General features: G+C 71.5%; 14 protein-coding genes. 8 read left to right on the top strand and 6 right to left on the bottom strand.

What is annotated here, in order from left to right:
- Nucleotides 1–89: 89 nt before the first annotated feature.
- Complete coding sequence (locus WMF46_RS03710) at nucleotides 90–536, bottom strand: hypothetical protein (protein ID WP_437984326.1); 447 nt, start codon at nucleotides 534–536, stop codon at nucleotides 90–92.
- A gap of 353 nt (nucleotides 537–889) precedes the next feature.
- Here WMF46_RS03710 and WMF46_RS03715 point away from each other — a divergent pair, with 353 nt between their 5' ends.
- The 4 genes from WMF46_RS03715 to WMF46_RS03730 all read left to right on the top strand — a co-directional run bounded on the left by WMF46_RS03715 (nucleotide 890) and on the right by WMF46_RS03730 (nucleotide 5759).
- A complete protein-coding gene (locus WMF46_RS03715; protein ID WP_437984327.1) occupies nucleotides 890–2449 on the top strand; it encodes a dipeptidase in 1560 nt (519 codons plus the stop codon).
- A 281-nt stretch (nucleotides 2450–2730) separates the two neighbouring features.
- Nucleotides 2731–3789, top strand: a complete 1059-nt coding sequence (locus WMF46_RS03720; RefSeq protein ID WP_437984328.1) for a 3-keto-5-aminohexanoate cleavage protein — start codon at nucleotides 2731–2733, stop codon at nucleotides 3787–3789.
- Nucleotides 3790–3816: 27 nt separating this feature from the next.
- Nucleotides 3817–4797 (top strand): quinone oxidoreductase family protein, encoded by a 981-nt coding sequence (locus WMF46_RS03725; protein ID WP_437984329.1) that lies wholly within the window; start codon nucleotides 3817–3819, stop codon nucleotides 4795–4797.
- Between the two features lie 56 nt (nucleotides 4798–4853).
- Nucleotides 4854–5759 (top strand): TauD/TfdA dioxygenase family protein, encoded by a 906-nt coding sequence (locus WMF46_RS03730; RefSeq protein WP_437984330.1) that lies wholly within the window; start codon nucleotides 4854–4856, stop codon nucleotides 5757–5759.
- A gap of 97 nt (nucleotides 5760–5856) precedes the next feature.
- Here the strand turns inward: WMF46_RS03730 and WMF46_RS03735 are convergent, their stop codons facing one another.
- Nucleotides 5857–7188: an MFS transporter gene (locus WMF46_RS03735; protein ID WP_437987846.1), complete on the bottom strand. Its 1332-nt coding sequence runs from the start codon at nucleotides 7186–7188 to the stop codon at nucleotides 5857–5859.
- A 255-nt stretch (nucleotides 7189–7443) separates the two neighbouring features.
- Between WMF46_RS03735 and WMF46_RS03740 the strand changes: the two genes are divergently transcribed.
- From WMF46_RS03740 to WMF46_RS03750, 3 genes are all read left to right on the top strand, one after another.
- Nucleotides 7444–9711 (top strand): hypothetical protein, encoded by a 2268-nt coding sequence (locus tag WMF46_RS03740; RefSeq protein ID WP_437984331.1) that lies wholly within the window; start codon nucleotides 7444–7446, stop codon nucleotides 9709–9711.
- A 327-nt stretch (nucleotides 9712–10038) separates the two neighbouring features.
- Nucleotides 10039–10878: an inositol oxygenase family protein gene (locus WMF46_RS03745; protein ID WP_437984332.1), complete on the top strand. Its 840-nt coding sequence runs from the start codon at nucleotides 10039–10041 to the stop codon at nucleotides 10876–10878.
- A gap of 403 nt (nucleotides 10879–11281) precedes the next feature.
- On the top strand, nucleotides 11282–11914 hold the full coding sequence (locus WMF46_RS03750; protein WP_437987847.1) for a MarC family protein: 633 nt from the start codon (nucleotides 11282–11284) through the stop codon (nucleotides 11912–11914).
- 36 nt (nucleotides 11915–11950) lie between these two features.
- Here WMF46_RS03750 and WMF46_RS03755 read toward each other — a convergent pair whose 3' ends face one another.
- From WMF46_RS03755 to WMF46_RS03770, 4 genes are all read right to left on the bottom strand, one after another.
- Entirely contained in the window at nucleotides 11951–12643 is a 693-nt protein-coding gene (locus WMF46_RS03755; protein WP_437984333.1) for an STAS domain-containing protein, read from the bottom strand.
- Nucleotides 12597–12773 carry a hypothetical protein gene (locus tag WMF46_RS03760; protein WP_437984334.1) on the bottom strand — a complete coding sequence of 59 codons (177 nt, stop codon included), beginning with the start codon at nucleotides 12771–12773 and terminating at the stop codon, nucleotides 12597–12599. The genes WMF46_RS03755 and WMF46_RS03760 overlap by 47 nt, the downstream gene beginning before the upstream one ends.
- 256 nt (nucleotides 12774–13029) lie before the next feature.
- Nucleotides 13030–13938 (bottom strand): NmrA family NAD(P)-binding protein, encoded by a 909-nt coding sequence (locus tag WMF46_RS03765; protein WP_437984335.1) that lies wholly within the window; start codon nucleotides 13936–13938, stop codon nucleotides 13030–13032.
- Nucleotides 13935–14390 carry a nuclear transport factor 2 family protein gene (locus tag WMF46_RS03770; protein ID WP_437984336.1) on the bottom strand — a complete coding sequence of 152 codons (456 nt, stop codon included), beginning with the start codon at nucleotides 14388–14390 and terminating at the stop codon, nucleotides 13935–13937. Before WMF46_RS03770 ends, WMF46_RS03765 begins: the two co-directional genes overlap by 4 nt.
- A 170-nt stretch (nucleotides 14391–14560) precedes the next feature.
- Here WMF46_RS03770 and WMF46_RS03775 point away from each other — a divergent pair, with 170 nt between their 5' ends.
- Nucleotides 14561–15502 (top strand): helix-turn-helix domain-containing protein, encoded by a 942-nt coding sequence (locus tag WMF46_RS03775; protein ID WP_437984337.1) that lies wholly within the window; start codon nucleotides 14561–14563, stop codon nucleotides 15500–15502.
- Nucleotides 15503–15599 lie beyond the last annotated feature (97 nt).

The raw sequence follows: 15599 nt of genomic DNA on the forward strand, positions 1-15599 counted from the left end.
CCCATGTCATGGTCGCGCGCCAGCGCCGTTGCAACCTGGCATTCACCGCGGGGCGCAGCGCGCGCGGCAGGCGAGCCCCGCTGCCCCGATCAGCCGAGCTTCGCGGCGAGGGCGCGGTACCGCTCCGGCAGGCGCGCGGCGTCCAGCCGGCCGAGGAGCGCGCGCGCGGCCTCCTGCGCGCGGGGGCTGCCCTCCGGCGCGCGGCTCACCGCCTCGAGGTAGAGCTCGAGCGCGCGCCTGCGCTCCGCGAGCGCCGGCGCGGCCCGGCCCCAGAGCTCGAGGATCTCGGCCTGCTCCGCGCAGAGCGCCGCGTACGCGCCGATCTTCTCGTGGTCGCCGAGCAGGGTGGCCGCGCCCGCGGCGTCGAGCCGGTCGAGCATGTCCCGCATCGGGCCGAAGAGCCCGTCGGCGGTGGTGCGGACGAGCAGCTCCGCCTCGTCGAGCTGGCCGGCGCGCCGGAGCCCGGCGATCCGGCCGATGGCCTCGGCCAGCTGCTCGATCATGCGGAGGATGTAATCGCGCTGTCGGAGCGACATCGGGTCTTTCGTTCGAGTCTAGAGCGCCGAACACGTTGAGCGAGCGAGAAATGAGCCGCAGCCGCCAAGAACAGAACACTCTCTTGGCGTCCCTGGCGCCTCGGCGGCTCAAGACCCTGCTCTTTTCCGGGGTTTCAACCGTTGGTTGCTCTGGCCGATCGCGGCTCCGCGGCGCGCGCCGGCGGTACCAGCCTTGCTCCACCGGTGGCTCACAACGGAGGTCATCAAGGCATAGGGGCCACCTAAACCGATATGTCGGCGCCCAGCGGCGGTGCTGCCTCGCCTCTCCGGCGCACGATCCTGCCACCTTCATGGCTGGCTTTCCCGCCGAGCTCGCATGGTACGATCCGGTCATGCGCACTTCGCCAATGCTCGCGCTGCTCGCCGCCGCGTCGCTCGCGGCCTGCGTTCGTTCCCCCGCGCCCGCGGCGGCGCCCGATGTCTTCGCGCCGTCCGCCGCCGACGTCGGGCCCTGGTACACGTCGGCGCCCGACCTCACGGCGACCCCACCGGGGCTCGAGGCGCCGGAGCAGCGGGCCGCGCGGCTGCAAGCCAAGGCGATCCTCGTGGATGGCCACAGCGGCGTGCCCTCGCTGCTCCTCGGCGGCTCGTTCGCTCAGGTGAGCTCGGACGACGAGCTGATGGCCGCGGAGGTCGCCAGGAACAAGGCGGCGGGCGTCACCGGCGCGTTCTTCCCGATCCACGTCGGCGCGCCCGCGCCGCCTTCGGCCTCGCGGCTCGGCGGCAGCGCCGCGCGCCGCGCGCTCGATCTCATCGAAGCGACCCACCGTCAGATCGAGCGCCACCGCGAGACGCTGATGCTCGTGCGCGACGCGAAAGACGTGCGCCGCGCCGAGCGCGAAGGCAGGATCGCCGTGATCATGGGCATCGAGGGCGGGCACGCCATCGAGAACTCCCTGCCTGCGCTGCGCTCGTTCTATCGCCTCGGCGTCCGCACCATGGCGCTCACGCACATGACCACGAACGACTGGGCAGGCTCCGCGGGAGGAGCGCTCGATCCCGGGTACGTCCGCGACCGCGGCCTCTCCCCCTTCGGAGAGGCCGTGGTCCGCGAGATGCAACGGATCGGCATGCTTGTCGACGTCTCGCATGGATCGGACAGCACGTTCCAGGGCGTCATGAAGGTGGCCAAGGCGCCGATCATCACCTCTTCCACGATGCCCGCCGCCGGCCACCGCCGCCGCGACCTCGACGATTACATGCTGCGCGCGATCGCGGAGAACGGCGGCCTCGTCATGGTGAACTCCTGGGCGCTCTTCCTGGACGAGGCGTATGCCGAGCAGTCGGCGCGCTTCGCGCAGAAGTACGGGGCGCACCTCAAGGAGCTCGGCGAGAGGCTCCCGGGCGACACGAAGGCGCTCCGCGAGGAGATCGAGAAGCTCAGGACCCAGGAGGGGCAGAAGACGCCGCCGCTGTGGCGGATCATCGACCATATCGATCACGTGGTGAAGGTCGCGGGGATCGAGCATGTCGCCCTCGGCTCCGTCTTCGAGGGGAGCGAGGCGCTCAAGGAGGGGCTCGCAGGCAGCGCCGGGGCCCCGAACCTCACGCTGGAGCTCATCCGTCGCGGCTACTCGGATGCGGACATCCTCCGCCTGCTGGGCGGGAACTTCGTGCGGGTCCTCGAGCAAGCCGAGGCCTATGCGGCCGCGACGGAGACAACGCTGTCCGGGGATGGCAGCACGCAGCAGCTCAGCGCGGCCGAGCTGGGCGATCTGCCGGGGCAGCCCCTGCTGCCGGCGCCCCCGCCGCCGGCGCCCCCATCGTCGCGGGGGCCGATGTCGTGGGGGGTTGTCCCGCCGTCCTCGCCGTCGCCGCAGCGACCGGTCGCGCAGCCCTCGAAGGCCGGAGCGCCGGAGTCTCCGTCCTCGGAGCTCCTGATGGCGCGGTAGCCTCTCTCGGCCTGGTCCGGAGGGCGGCTCCCGGTTCGCGGTCGAGCTACGGGCGTCCTCGTCGAAGAAGCAAGGAGCAGCGCTCTGCGGCCCTGGCTCGCCCGCGCCGAGACGACCGCGCCGAGAGGACGAGCCGGCGCGGTCGGGTGGCCCCACCACGCCGTACCCTTGCGTTCGGCGCGGCCGGGGACCACGGAGGATGGCGCTGGCGTGCTCCAGCGCGCCGACGTGCAGGACCTCCACTCCGCCTGGTCGACGGTGACCTGAAGCAGAGAATCCACATGAATTTTCTGGATGACTCCCTGTTCCCAGAGAATCAAGAGAAGCTCGTCATCACGGTCGCGCCGTACGGGCCGGAATGGGAGCCGGCCGATTTTCCGGAGGACATCGCGGTGACGATGGCCGAACAGGTCCAGAAGGCCGTGGATTGCTGCAACGCGGGCGCCACGGTGCTGCACGTGCACGCGCGCGAGGCGGACGGCAAGGGCTCCAAGCGGCTGTCCGTGTTCAACGAGCTCCTGGCGCGCCTGCGCGACGCGGTGCCGGACATGATCCTGCAGGTCGGCGGCTCGATCTCCTTCGCCCCGGAGGACGCAGGGGCGCAGGCCAAATGGCTGAGCGATGACACGCGCCACAGGCTGGCCGAGCTCTCGCCGAAGCCCGACCAGGTCACGATCGCGATCAACACCACCCAGATGAACGTCGTCGAGCTGATGTCCGAGGACGACTATGCCGGCAGCTCGTTTGCGCGGCCGGACGTCCACGAGGCCTACCGCGAGATGACCGTGCCGGCCGGCCCGGCCTGGGTCGAGGAGCACCTGAGGCGGCTCTCGGCGGCGGGCATCCAGGCACACTTCCAGCTCGCCAACATCCCCCAGCTCGAGACCGTGGAGCGCCTGATCCGCCGCGGCGTCTACACCGGGCCGCTCAACGTCACCTGGGTGGCCATCGGCGGCGGGTTCGACGGACCGAACCCCTACAACATGATGGAGTTCATCCGCCGCGTGCCCGACGGCGCCTGTCTGACGCTGGAGACCCTCATGCGCAACGTGTTGCCGATCAATACGATGGCGATCGCGATGGGGCTGCACGCCCGCTGCGGTATCGAGGACTCGTTGTGGGGACGCAAGGGGCAGCACATGACCTCCGTGCAGCAGATCGAGCAGACCGTCCGCATCGCGCGCGAGCTCGGCCGCGAGCTCGCGGACGGCAAGGAGGCCCGCCGCATCTACAAGATCGGCGAGAACTACCGGAGCGCCGACGAGACGCTGGCGAAGCTCGGCTATGCGCCCAACCGCAAGGTGGGCGAGCGCGGGGTGCCGCTGCGCGCGGCGGCCTAGCGCGGGGACGGGATCCGGAGGAGTTCGATGGAACATGCAGTCCGTTTTCACCAGACCGGCGGGCCGGAGGTCCTGCGCTGGGAGGACGCCGCCGTCGGCATCCCGGGTCCCGGCCAGGTCCGGGTCCGGCACGTCGCCGTCGGGCTCAACTTCGCCGACGTCTACTTTCGCAGCGGGCTCTATTCCGTACCGCTCCCCAGCGGCATCGGGGTGGAGGCCGCCGGTGTGGTGAAGGCGGTCGGCGAAGGCATCACGAACGTCGCGCCGGGCGACCGGGTGACATACACCGGCTTCCTCGACACGCTCGGGGCGTACTGCACCGAGCGGATCCTCCCTGCGGCGCCGCTGATCCGGCTGCCGGACGGCATCAGCTGCGAGACAGCCGCGGCGATGACCATGCGGGGCCTCACGTCGGCCTACCTGATGCGCCGCATCTGGCCCCTCAAGGCCGGCGACGTCATCCTGCTGCATGCGGCAGCGGGCGGCGTGGGCCTGATCGTCTCGCAATGGGCGAAGCTCCTCGACCTCGTGGTGATCGGCACGGTGTCGACCGACGCCAAGGGGGAAATCGCGCGCGCCCACGGCTGCGACCACATCATCCATTCCGGCCGCGAGGACGTGGCGAGGCGCGCGCGCGAGCTGACGGGCGGGGCCGGAGTATCGGTCGTCTACGATGGCATCGGCAAGGACACGTTCGCCGGCTCGCTCGCCTCGCTGAGGCGGCGCGGTCTGCTCGTGTGTCTGGGCATGGCCTCGGGCCCGGTTCCACCGCTCGACGTGGCGCAGCTCGCGGCCAAGGGATCCGTGTTCGTCACGCGCCCGGCGCTCGCCGACTACATCGCTGATCCCGAGGAGAAGGGCGAGCTCGCGGGCGAGCTGTTCGGCCACGTCGCCGCGGGGCGGATCCGGATAGAGATCAACCAGCGCTACAGGCTGGAGGACGCGGCGCGCGCGCACCGTGATCTCGAGTCGCGGAGGACGACCGGGGCTTCGATCTTGGTCGTTTAGCGCGTGAGATCGGCCGTCGATCGCCGCGCCCACGCCAGGGAACGAGGAGGACCAGAATGACCATCTCAGCATCCGCCGGATCGGCCGCCGCCCGCGCGCCGGCGCGCGGATCCATCCAGGTCGCGCCGCTCACCTGCGCCATCGGCGCCGAGCTCGGCGGCGTGAGCCTGGCCGACGCCGCGCGCGACGACGCGCTGTTTGCAGAGATCAGGGCGCTTCTGTTGAAGCACCGGGTCCTGTTCCTGCGCGACCAGGAGATCACACGCGCCGACCACGTCGCGTTCGCGAGGCGCTTCGGCGATCTCGAAGACCACCCGGTGGCCGGCAGCGATCCCGATCATCCGGGTCTGGTCCGCATCTACAAGGACCGGAACAGCCCGCCGGAGCACTACGAGAACGCATACCACTGCGACGGGACCTGGCGCGAAGCGCCGCCGATGGGGTGCGTCCTGCGCTGCATCGAGACGCCGGAGGTCGGCGGTGACACCATCTGGGTCAACATGGTCGAGGCGCACCGCCTCCTGCCCGAGCACGTCAAGCAGCGGATCGCCGGGCTGCGCGCCATGCACAGCATCGAGGCCACGTTCGGCGCCGTCATGCCGGTGTCGAAGCGCCGCGCGCTCAAGGCCAGCTATCCCGACGCGGAGCACCCGGTGGTGCGCACCCACCCGGAGACCTGCGAGAAGGTCCTGTTCGTCGACGGTTTCACCACGCATTTCGTCAATTTCCACACGCCGGACAACGTGCGCGTCGGCCAGGACTTCGCGCCCGGGGCGAGCCAGCTGCTGAGCTACCTGATCAGCCAGGCGGCGATCCCCGAGGTTCAGGTCCGCTTTCGCTGGAGGAAGAACAGCGTCGCGATCTGGGACAACCGCTGCACCCAGCACTACGCCGTCCAGGATTACTGGCCAGCAGCGCGCAAGATGGAGCGCACCGGGATCGTCGGCGATCGGCCTTGCTGACCGCGGCTCGCACGCTCCTCCCGGCTCCCGACCAGCGGGGGAGGTCTTGCCGAGCCGCCCTCCCCGGGGGCCTGTCGTTACAGGATGTTCATTGCGCTCAGGCATCGGTCCGTCGCTGCTCCGCGCGAGCGCGAGGAGCACCCTGCCCAGGGGCCCGCGTGGAGTGCCGCTCGCCCAGGGCAAAGACCAGCGCGGCCGCGAGCGCGACGAACGGGATGACCTGCAGGGCGCCGAGGAGGCCGATGCGGTCAGCGAGGACGCCGAGCACCACTGGCCCGGGGGCCAGGCCGAGCAGGTTGTTGGCCAGCGCCAGCGTCGCGAACGCCGTCGCATGAATCGACGCCGGGATCAGGCCGGCGACCATGGCGCCGGCCGGGCCGGCCGTGCCCCCCATGAACAACGCGCCGGCCCCCATGAGCACCATTTGCAGGCGGCCCGCTGGAAGCCGGAGAGCCACACCCAGCAACGCACAACACGTCAGGCTGTACGCGATCGCCATCCGCCACGTGCAGGCCGGTCGATGGCGGCTCAGCCGATCGGTCAACACACCGCAGACCGTCATGCCGACGCCGCCGATCAGGACGAAGACGGCCGCGGTGACTCCCGCCGAAACGATCGCCATGCCGTAGTAACGGTTCAGGTAGCTGGGCATCCAGGCCACCACGGCGCCCATGATGAACAGCTGCAGACCGCTGCCGACACAGACACAGACGAACGAGGGCGTGGAAAACAGTGCCTTCAGAACGAAGCGGAACGTCAGCGTCCGGCGCGCAGGGGGCTGCGCGACAGCGGCGCGCTGGACATCCTGCGCTGGTCGCAGCCGTCGTTCGGTCACGGTAGTGCGGTAAATCACGACCAGGATGAGGCCGAACAGGGCTATCGCGCCGAACGACCAGCGCCAGCCCACCCTTGCGGCGATGTAGCCGCCCAGCGCCATGCCCAGCACGGCGCCGAAGGCGCCGCCGGCCATCAAGGCGCCGCTCAGGCTGGCCCGCTGATGGCGCGGAAACAGCGCCAGTACCACGGCGGTGCCGACGCTGCCATACGCGGCCTCCCCGACGCCGACCACGAGACGAGCGGCGAACATCTCACCGAAGTTGGCCGACAGCGCACAACCCAGCGTCGCCACGCTCCACACCGTCGCCATGAGGGTCATGCTCCGGACGCGACCCCAGCGATCGGCCAGCAGCGACAACGGGATGGTCAGCAGACCGACCATCAGCGCCACGATGCCGCTCAGGGCCCCCATCTGCGTATCGGACAGGCCCCACTCCATCTTCAGCGACGGGAAGACCGCGCTCAGGACCTGCCGCGACATGTGGTCGGACAGCAGCAGGCCAAAGCTCAAGGCAAAGACCAGCCAGGCGTAGGCGCGCGACACCGCGGGCGTTTCGGGGAGCCTATCCGCCTCGGCCTCGGGGGAATGCATCGCCAAGATGGTCTCCTTGCCTGTCGAGGAAATCTCCGCCCCGCGCCGCTGCTCGCGCCTCTCCCACCCATCCCCGCGTGGCGAACGAGCCGCGGCGATCGGGCAGCAGCTTCATGCGGCACGCAGCGGCACGTCGCAATCGCCCCGCCGGCGGTTCGGCGCCATGCCGAGCTCGGCCGGCACCTCGCTGGCGCCGGGCAATCGCTACCTCGTCGACAGGTGGCCGAGCCGGGTTTACCGTGACGATCCTCCGGGATGCGAACGGCGGCGCGAACCCTGACCCGGCCACGAACATCCACGCTTCCGGCGGCGCTCGCCGCCTGCGTGCTCGGCGGCGCATGCTCGGAGGCGCCGCCGGGCGGCCACGGCGGCGGCGGCCAGAGCGCGGGCGCGCACCCGGTAACGACGACCACGTACGTGAGCGTGGCCACGGGCTTTGGAGGCGCCCTGGAGGAGCTGCCGCGCGTGTTCACGGTGACCGGCGTCGTCACCGACGGCGCGGCGCCGCTCGAGGGCGCCATCGTGATGCAGGCCGGCGGGGAGCCCGCCCTCGTGACCGGCCCGGACGGCGCGTTCTCCATCGAGATCACGCGGGACATCCCGGGCCAGCCGACGGTGGTTGCGGCGAAGATCGGATACAGGACGGACGGTATCGAATTCGAGGTCGTCCCCGACGGGCCGGTGGAGATCGCACTTCGCCGCGCGTCGCCGCCGGACAACGCGCTCGGCTACACCTACGGCGATCCGGGCGACGGCGACCCGCACAACTCGACGCGGTTCTGCGATCACTGCCACACGACGCTCGTGGCCCAGTTCCTCGAGTCGGGGCACGCGCGGTCGGCCAGGAATCCGCTCCTCCAGGCCATCTACGCCGGGGTCTCGATGGCTCACACGGACGAGGCCTCGTGCGGCGCCGCGGGCGGGCGCTGGAAGGCCGGACGCGTCCCGGGGAGCGAGGGCGGCGCCGCGATGCGGTGTTATCTAGGGAGCGGCGTGCTGCCGGATCTCAACCCGTCCTGCGGCGGGGGAGCGCAGCCCTCGTGCGACGATCCTGCGCTGCCCGAGGCCGTGCGCCCGGCGGCGTTCGGCGCGTGCGCCGACTGCCACGCTGCGGGGATCGACGGCCCCGCGGGCGGGCGAGACCTCCTCGAGGCCACAGGCATCGCGTTCGAGAAGGGCGACCACTGCGACGCTTGCCACAAGATCCGCGACGTCGATCTGAGCAAGCCGCCCGGGGTCGCCGGCGCCCTGATCGTCCAGCGCCCGCAGGAGAGGAGCTCCCCCGATCCCTCGTCGAGGCTCCTGGAGGTGATGTTCGGCCCGCGGCCCGACGTGCCGAACAGGTTCATGGGCGGCAGCTACCAGCCGAAGTTCTCGGCCTCGGAGTTCTGCGGCGGCTGCCACGAGCAGAAGCAGGCGGCGCTCCTGCCGGGCGCGGCGCTCGATCCGGTCCGCTGGCCAGACGGGCTCCCGATCCATCAGACGTTCTCTGAGTGGGCCGCGAGCTCCTGGAACCGCCCGGCCACGCAATGCCAGGCCTGCCACATGCCAGGGGTCCTCTCGCTGAAGAGCAGCCTCGACGTGACGAACGAGGCGAACGCGAGCGTCTCGCTCGGCTTCGTCCGCCCGGCGGGGACGGTCCGCTCCCATATTTTCCGAGGCCCGCTGGAAGGGTCCCCTCGGCTCATCCGGGGCGCGGTCGAGGTCCGCATCGACGCATCAACGGCGCCGGGCGAGCTCGCGGTCACGGTTTCCCTGGCCGGAGGCGCGGCGGGCCACGCCGTTCCGACCGGGGAGCCGATGCGCGCGCTCGTGCTGCTCGTCGCGGTGGAGGCATGCGGCGCGCCCCTTTCGCCGTCGAGCGGCATGACGGTGAACGACACCGGCGGCGCGCTCGCGGAGGCGCGCGTGGGCCAGGGCGCGGCCCTGACGGGCGCCCAGCTCGCCTGGGACGAGGGCGCGGCGCGCGCGAGAGCGGGCGACGTGGTGCGGATCGTCCGCCCGACCGGAGTCTACGACGATTACACCGGCATCGGCCGCTTCGCGGACCCGTCGCTCGACGCCGCGGACAAGGGCCTCGAGGTCCGCGCGCCGGTCGGCGAGGCGCGGGTGGTCGCGGCGGGCGGCGGCGCGATCACCCTGAGCGGCGCGATCGCCGCGCAGGACGGGGATCTCGTCTACCTCGGCGCGCCCCTCGCCGCGGGGCACGCGGACGGCCAGCCCGCGGCCGCGTTCGCCGGCGCCGCGGGGTATACCTTCGCCAAGGTGCTCGTCGATCCGGCGGGCGTGCGGCACGCGCCGCAGCACCGCGCCGTCGATATCGCCAGCGACAACCGCATCGCGCCGGGGAGCGTCGCGGTGACGTCGCACGGCTTCGCGATCCCCGCGGGCTGCTCGGCGACCGCGAACGTCACCGCCATGCTGCTCTACCGGCCTGTCCCGCTCGCCCTCGCGAAGGAGCGTGGGGTCGACGCACGCGATTACCTGGTCGCCTCGGCCTCCTCGCCGGTGCCGCTCGACTGAGCGATCCAGGCCAGCGCGCCATTGCCCCAACCCGTCCCGCCGCATTCTCCTACATTCGAACGTTTACGTTTACGTGGTCGTAGTCGTTTACGTGGTCGTAGTCGTTTACGTGGTCGTGGTCGTTCACGGCCTATCGTTGACGACCACGTAAACGACCACGACCACGTAAACGACTACGACCACGACCACGACCACGTAAACGACCACGTAAACGTTGGTGACCCGCAGCACCGCGAGCCGAGCGCGCGGATCGTACTTGCCGTTCCGATATCGTCCTGGTCTCAGGCGCTGGCGCTGGACAGGGGGGGTACGCTATGGGCCTGAGCGATGAACGAGAAGCGTGTGCAGACGTCGGGTGTGGAGGGGAGCGCCGCGCGCGCAGCCGCGGAAAACAGGGAGATTTCCTCATTTCGCGATTACCGCGAGGACGCGCGGCCGAGCGTGAAGGAGCTCTACCGCCTGAACCACGAGGGGCAGACGCTCGCCTTCGTGCAGGAGAAAGAGCGGCAGTACCTCGGCCTCGACCGGCGCCGGATGGGCATGTGGGAGGCGCTCGAGCTGCTCGATCGGGTGGTCGACGACAGCGATCCAGACACGGAGCTGTCGCAGATCGCACATGCGCTCCAGTCCGCGGAGGCGGCGCGGCGGGACGGGCAGCCGCGGTGGTTCGTGCTGACTGCGCTGATCCACGACGCCGGGAAGATCCTGTGCACGTGGGGCGAGCCGCAGTGGTCCGTGGTGGGCGACACCTTCCCGGTGGGCTGTGCAACCTCGGACCGGATCGTCTTCGCCGAGCTCTTCGCGTGTAACCCGGACATGGCGAACCCGGAGTACCAGACGCCATGCGGGATTTACGAGGAGGGCGCGGGGCTCTCCCGGATACACATGTCGTGGGGGCACGACGAGTACCTCTATCATGTGGTGAAGGACCACCTGCCGCTCGAGGCGCTCGCCATGATCCGATATCACTCGTTCTACGCGGCGCACCGCGAGGGCGCGTACGGGCACCTGATGAACGAGCAAGATCGGCGGATGATGGAATGGGTGCGGCGCTTCAACCCGTACGATCTGTACTCGAAGGCCGATGACCCGCCGGACGTTGAGCGGCTGAAGCCGTTTTACAAGGACCTGATCGCGGAGTTCCTGCCGGACGAGCTCCGCTGGTGAGGGGCTGTGACGGATGAAGCGAGCGGACGGGCATGCGTGAGCCCATGGAGATCCTGCTCGTCCCATCCTGCTCGTCTCCGGGGGCCTACGAGGCACACCGCGGAGCTACCGCGCCTCATCCAGGACGATAGACCAACGCTGGAGGGGGTATCCGGGAATGGGCCCGACCGCCGCCCCAAGCTTGCTCACCCCTCCGGTGCTGTCGCCAGATCGAGCCGCCGCCCGATCGCGTCGTGCCGAGGGGATGCGATCCGTCGTCACGTCCCACCGAAGTCCCGTGGGATCCGACGGATCACGCCGGTTCGCTACCGCACCATCGTCCCTCGCGACGCTGTTCTGGCGTGGCCGCCCGGGATGTGGGAGATGGGCCTGGCCCGCGGGGGCCGCGACGCATCCGATGAGCATGGCCCATTACGTCTCGGTCTTCCTCGTGTCGCTGTCGGCGATCTTCTTCGTCGTGGATCCGCTCGGCATCGTGCCGCTGTTCCTGACGATGACCGCGGGCGATCCGCCGGAGAAGGTGCGGCGCACGGCGCGGCGGGCGTGCGCCGTCGCCGGCGGGCTCATGCTGTTCTTCGCCCTCTTCGGCGGCGTCGTCTTCAAGGTCTTCGGCGTCTCGCTGGCCGCGTTCCGCGTCGCGGGCGGGCTGCTCTTGCTCGTCACAGCGCTCGACATGCTGCGCGCCCGCTCCTCGGCGACGCGCACCACCCCGTCCGAGGAGCAGGAGGGCATCGCGAAGGAGGACGTGGCGCTCGTGCCACTGGCCATGCCGCTCCTCGCCGGGCCGGGCGCCCTCGCCACGGTGATGGTGCTGATGGCGCGCGAGGGCAACGACCCCGTGGCCATGGGGCTGGTGCTCGCCGGCGTGGGCATCACCTTCGTGGCCTCCTACTTCGTGCTGCGCGGCGCGGGGCTCGTGCAGCGGGCGCTCAAGGCGTCCGGCATGGCCGTGCTCGAGCGCGTCATGGGCCTCATCCTGGCCGCCATCGCCGTGCAGTTCATGGCCGACGGGGTGAAGGAGCTCTGGCACGGGTGACGTGCGTCCGGCGTCGCCCGGGCGTCGCCCGGCGCGTCAGTTGAGCTGGCCCGCGCGCCGCGGCGCCTGCTTCATGCAGAGGACGAGCGCGTCGCGGAGCCGCGCGAAGGTGGAGACCCGCGACATGTCCACGCCGTCCACGAGGAGGCCGCGCGCCACGTCGGGCCGGATGCCCACGATGATCCCTTTCGCCCCGAGGAGCTCCACCGCGCCGACCAGCGACAGAAGGGTGTTCCCGAGCGAGGCGTCGATGGCGTCGACGCCTGTCAGATCGATGATCACCACCCTGCAATGGGTGTTCGACACCGCGCCGAGGAGCCCCTGCATCATCTGGTCCGCCCGGTAGAGATCGACCGCTCCGAGCACCGGCATCATCAGCACGCCCTCCCAGACCTGGATGATCGGCGCCGACAGCGCGCGGATCGTCGCCTGCTGTTCCGCGTTGACGGCCCTCGTGCGCGAGAGCTCCTGCGCGAGGTCGTCGAGCCGCCTCAGGTTGCTCGCCGCGACCGCCTGGGCGATCTGCACGAGCTCCTCCCGCTCCCTCAGCGCATCCCCGAGCTCCCCCAGCGCCGCCGCGATCGCGCCGAGATCGTCGCCGGGGTCCGAGCCCTCGGCGAGCGCTGCGTCCGCGTCTCCCTCCTTGAGCTGCTCGATGTAGCGTAGGATCGCCCGCGCCCGCTCACCCGGCACGACGCCCCCGGAGCATCTCGCTCTTGAGCTGCTCATAGACCGTCTCCGAGATAGAGCTCGTGAAGCAGCGCGTGTGGACGAACTGGCCGTCCCGCTTGAAGACGTTGGAGTTGATCAGCACGTGCTCCAGCGAAGCGTTGTCCAGGACGTCATGCCAGTCTTCCACGCGGTCCTTCGTCCCCATCGCCACTCTCCCCGGGTCGTGCTTCGACCTTGACTTGTCCCGCCCGACGAGCGCCTGAGGTGCGGTGTCCGCGAAGGCGCTGCCTGCCCGCAGCTGCTCAGGTTACAGGAGAATGGGGAGCTCGACGAGGGGTGTGGTCGCCGCAGTGGGGTCGGGCACAACTCAGGAGAGCGTGAAGGCGGTTTGTCGTGGAGCTCGCTTGTCGGCTGGGTGCGGCGGGCTCGGCGGTTCGACGTCGCTACGCGGCCGGGCCGCCGCGGCGCGCGCTGGGCTCCCCACGGAAGACGTGCGCGTGGGCGAGCGCGAGGTCGCCGAAGGCGCGGGGCGCGCGGCCTGTCACGCGCTGAACGACGTCGGTGACGCGGTCCTCGGCCCCGTCGCGGATGGCGAGGTCGAGGCTCACAAGGAACGCGGCGTAGGGCGATGGGATACCCGCCCTGACGAGGTACGCGCGAGCGTCCTCCTCGCCGGCGCGGACGTGGCGTATCGCGCGGCCGGCGATGCGGGACACGATGGCCGCCACGTCATCGTAGCTGAGCGCCTCCGGGCCGGTGATGATGTGAGATGTGTTGTGCGGCGCGCCGTCGAGGAGCGCCCGCGCGGCGACCTCCGCGATATCGTCGGCGTCGATGAAGCCGACGCGGCCTCCGCCCGTCGCGGTCGTGAGCTCGCCTCGCCCGGCGATCGCCGCCGCGTGCGGGTGGCGCGGGTCGATGAAGTTCTGCATGAACCACGACGGTCGGAGGACGGTCCACTCTGGAGCGCGCTCTCGGAGCGCGCGGTGGACGAGGCCGAGCCCGGGGCTCCCCTCCGCCACGGGCGACGCGCTGAGCAGGACGAGGCGGCGAGCCCCGCTCGCAAGCGCGCGCTCGACGAAGGGCAGCATGAGCGCCGAGGGATCCTCGACCATCGCGGGCGCCACGAGGTACACGCGATCGGCGCCGCGGAGCGCCTCGTCGTGCGTCGCGGCGTCGGCCCAGTCGAAGCGGGCGTGCTCCACGCCGTCGCGAGCGGCGGGCGCCGTCCGGCTCGCGGTGCGGACGCGCGCGCCGGCGGCCGCGAGCCGCACGGCGACGGCTCGCCCGGTGGTGCCCGTCCCGCCGGTGATCAGGACGAGCGGCCCGTCGCCCCCTGCGCGCGCCCTCATGACGCCCCCTCGCGATGCGCGTCGAGCTCGCCGCCGAAGGCCTCGAGGACGGGCGCTGGGTTCCAGTACTCGCGGTAGCGCACGACTCGGCCGTTCCTCGTCGCGACGATCATCACATAGTCCTGCTCGTAGCGTTTGCGCGCGGGCCCGATGGTCGCCGAGCCGTGCACCTCGGCGAGCGCGACGTCGGGATCGGTCGTCGGATACCGCCGCACGTCGCGGAGCTCGAGCCCGTGGAAGCTCTGGAGGATGCCCTCGAAATGGCGCCGGATGGCCGCCTTGCCCTCGAGGCGCGCCGGCGCGCCGAGCGCCGGGGCATACGGGAACTCGACGGTCGCGTCGTCGGCGAAGAGGTCGAGCCAGCGATCCATGTCACGACCGATGAGATCGAGGAGCGCGTCGAGCGCCTGCGCGGCGTCGAGCGGCCCGGAATGCGGCGGGGGGTGCGTCATGGGATGTCCTTTCCTTTCGTGTCGACGAGGCCAGCGTAGGGGCGCCGCGATTGCCGCGCGTCCAGCTCCCCGATCCGCGCGTCCACGGTCCACGGCCGGCGCCGCCTGCGCGGCGGGTCGCGCGCGCCGGCGTGGCGCGGCCCGCCGCGTGATGTAGAGTCGATCGCGCCATGTCCGCCGCGTTCGACGAGCTGGCCCGGAGCGTCGTGCTCCGCGAGGCCGAGGTGAGGCGCTTCGCGCTCGGCGATCGCTGGGGCAAGCGGCAGCCGGCGCAGCGCGCCGCCGCCCGGGTGTACGCGGCGCTCGGCGGCGGCGGGTGGATCGACGTCGCGCGCCGGCGGCTCGCGCTCGGCGCGGGGGAGCTCGTGTTCCTGCCGCGCGCCGAGGAGCACGCCATCCGCGATCGGCCGACGACCTCGCTCGCGCACCCGGAGGCCCTCTGCCGCGGGATGCGCGCCGTGGCCGACGACGCCCTGGCCACGGAGGCCCCGCCGGAGACGCGCCTCGTGGTCGTCGACCTGCACGTCGACGCGGCGGGCGCCCCGTGGGTCGCCCTGCTGCCGCCGGCGGTGCACGTCGCGGGCGCGACGCCGGGGCTCGCGCGCTGGCTCAACGACACGCTCGCGCTGCTCGCCGGCCCGCAGGCCCTGTCGGCGGCGCTGCGCCGCTCCGTCGGCGAGGCGTGGGCGCACGCGCTCTTCGCGAGCGCGCTGCGCGACCCCGCGGCGTCGCTGCCGCGGCGGGACGCGCTCCGGGACGAGCCGATCGCGGCCGCGCTCGCGCAGGTGCGCGCATCACCCGAGCGCGCGTGGGAGCTCGGGGACCTCGCGCGGACGGCCGGGCTCTCGCGATCCGCGTTCGCGGCGCGCGCCACGGCGCTCCTCGGCGAGCCGCTCGGCCATCACGTGCGCCGGCTGCGCCTCGAGCGCGCCGCGGTCCTGCTCGGCGAGACGACGCTCCCGGTGAAGCTCGTCGCCGCCCGCGTCGGCTACGACAGCGAGCCCGCGTTCGGGCGCGCCTTCGCGCGCGCCCACGGCGTGAGCCCCCTCGGCTACCGGCAGGCGAGGCGGCGAGAGCACGACGGTGCGCACACCGTCGGACGCGTAGGCTGACGAGAGGGAAGCGCTGCTGAGCGGCGCAGCTGGTATCATCTCCACGCGGATCCGAACACCAGCTCCCACGCGCCGGTGCGGTGCGCGGCTTTCGGCG

The sequence above is a fragment of the Sorangium sp. So ce117 genome (genome assembly GCF_051524395.1).
GTDB classification, from domain to species: domain Bacteria; phylum Myxococcota_A; class Polyangia; order Polyangiales; family Polyangiaceae; genus Sorangium; species Sorangium cellulosum_B.

Coding starts and splice junctions, on each gene's coding strand:
- WMF46_RS03720 (WP_437984328.1), top strand. CDS start 2,731: ATGAATTTTCTGGATGACTCCCTGTTCCCAGAGAATCAAGAGAAGCTC.
- WMF46_RS03770 (WP_437984336.1), bottom strand. CDS start 14,390: ATGACGCACCCCCCGCCGCATTCCGGGCCGCTCGACGCCGCGCAGGCG.
- WMF46_RS03750 (WP_437987847.1), top strand. CDS start 11,282: ATGGCCCATTACGTCTCGGTCTTCCTCGTGTCGCTGTCGGCGATCTTC.
- WMF46_RS03775 (WP_437984337.1), top strand. CDS start 14,561: ATGTCCGCCGCGTTCGACGAGCTGGCCCGGAGCGTCGTGCTCCGCGAG.
- WMF46_RS03755 (WP_437984333.1), bottom strand. CDS start 12,643: ATGAGCAGCTCAAGAGCGAGATGCTCCGGGGGCGTCGTGCCGGGTGAG.
- WMF46_RS03725 (WP_437984329.1), top strand. CDS start 3,817: ATGGAACATGCAGTCCGTTTTCACCAGACCGGCGGGCCGGAGGTCCTG.
- WMF46_RS03745 (WP_437984332.1), top strand. CDS start 10,039: ATGAACGAGAAGCGTGTGCAGACGTCGGGTGTGGAGGGGAGCGCCGCG.
- WMF46_RS03730 (WP_437984330.1), top strand. CDS start 4,854: ATGACCATCTCAGCATCCGCCGGATCGGCCGCCGCCCGCGCGCCGGCG.
- WMF46_RS03765 (WP_437984335.1), bottom strand. CDS start 13,938: ATGAGGGCGCGCGCAGGGGGCGACGGGCCGCTCGTCCTGATCACCGGC.
- WMF46_RS03715 (WP_437984327.1), top strand. CDS start 890: ATGCGCACTTCGCCAATGCTCGCGCTGCTCGCCGCCGCGTCGCTCGCG.
- WMF46_RS03710 (WP_437984326.1), bottom strand. CDS start 536: ATGTCGCTCCGACAGCGCGATTACATCCTCCGCATGATCGAGCAGCTG.
- WMF46_RS03735 (WP_437987846.1), bottom strand. CDS start 7,188: ATGCATTCCCCCGAGGCCGAGGCGGATAGGCTCCCCGAAACGCCCGCG.
- WMF46_RS03740 (WP_437984331.1), top strand. CDS start 7,444: ATGCGAACGGCGGCGCGAACCCTGACCCGGCCACGAACATCCACGCTT.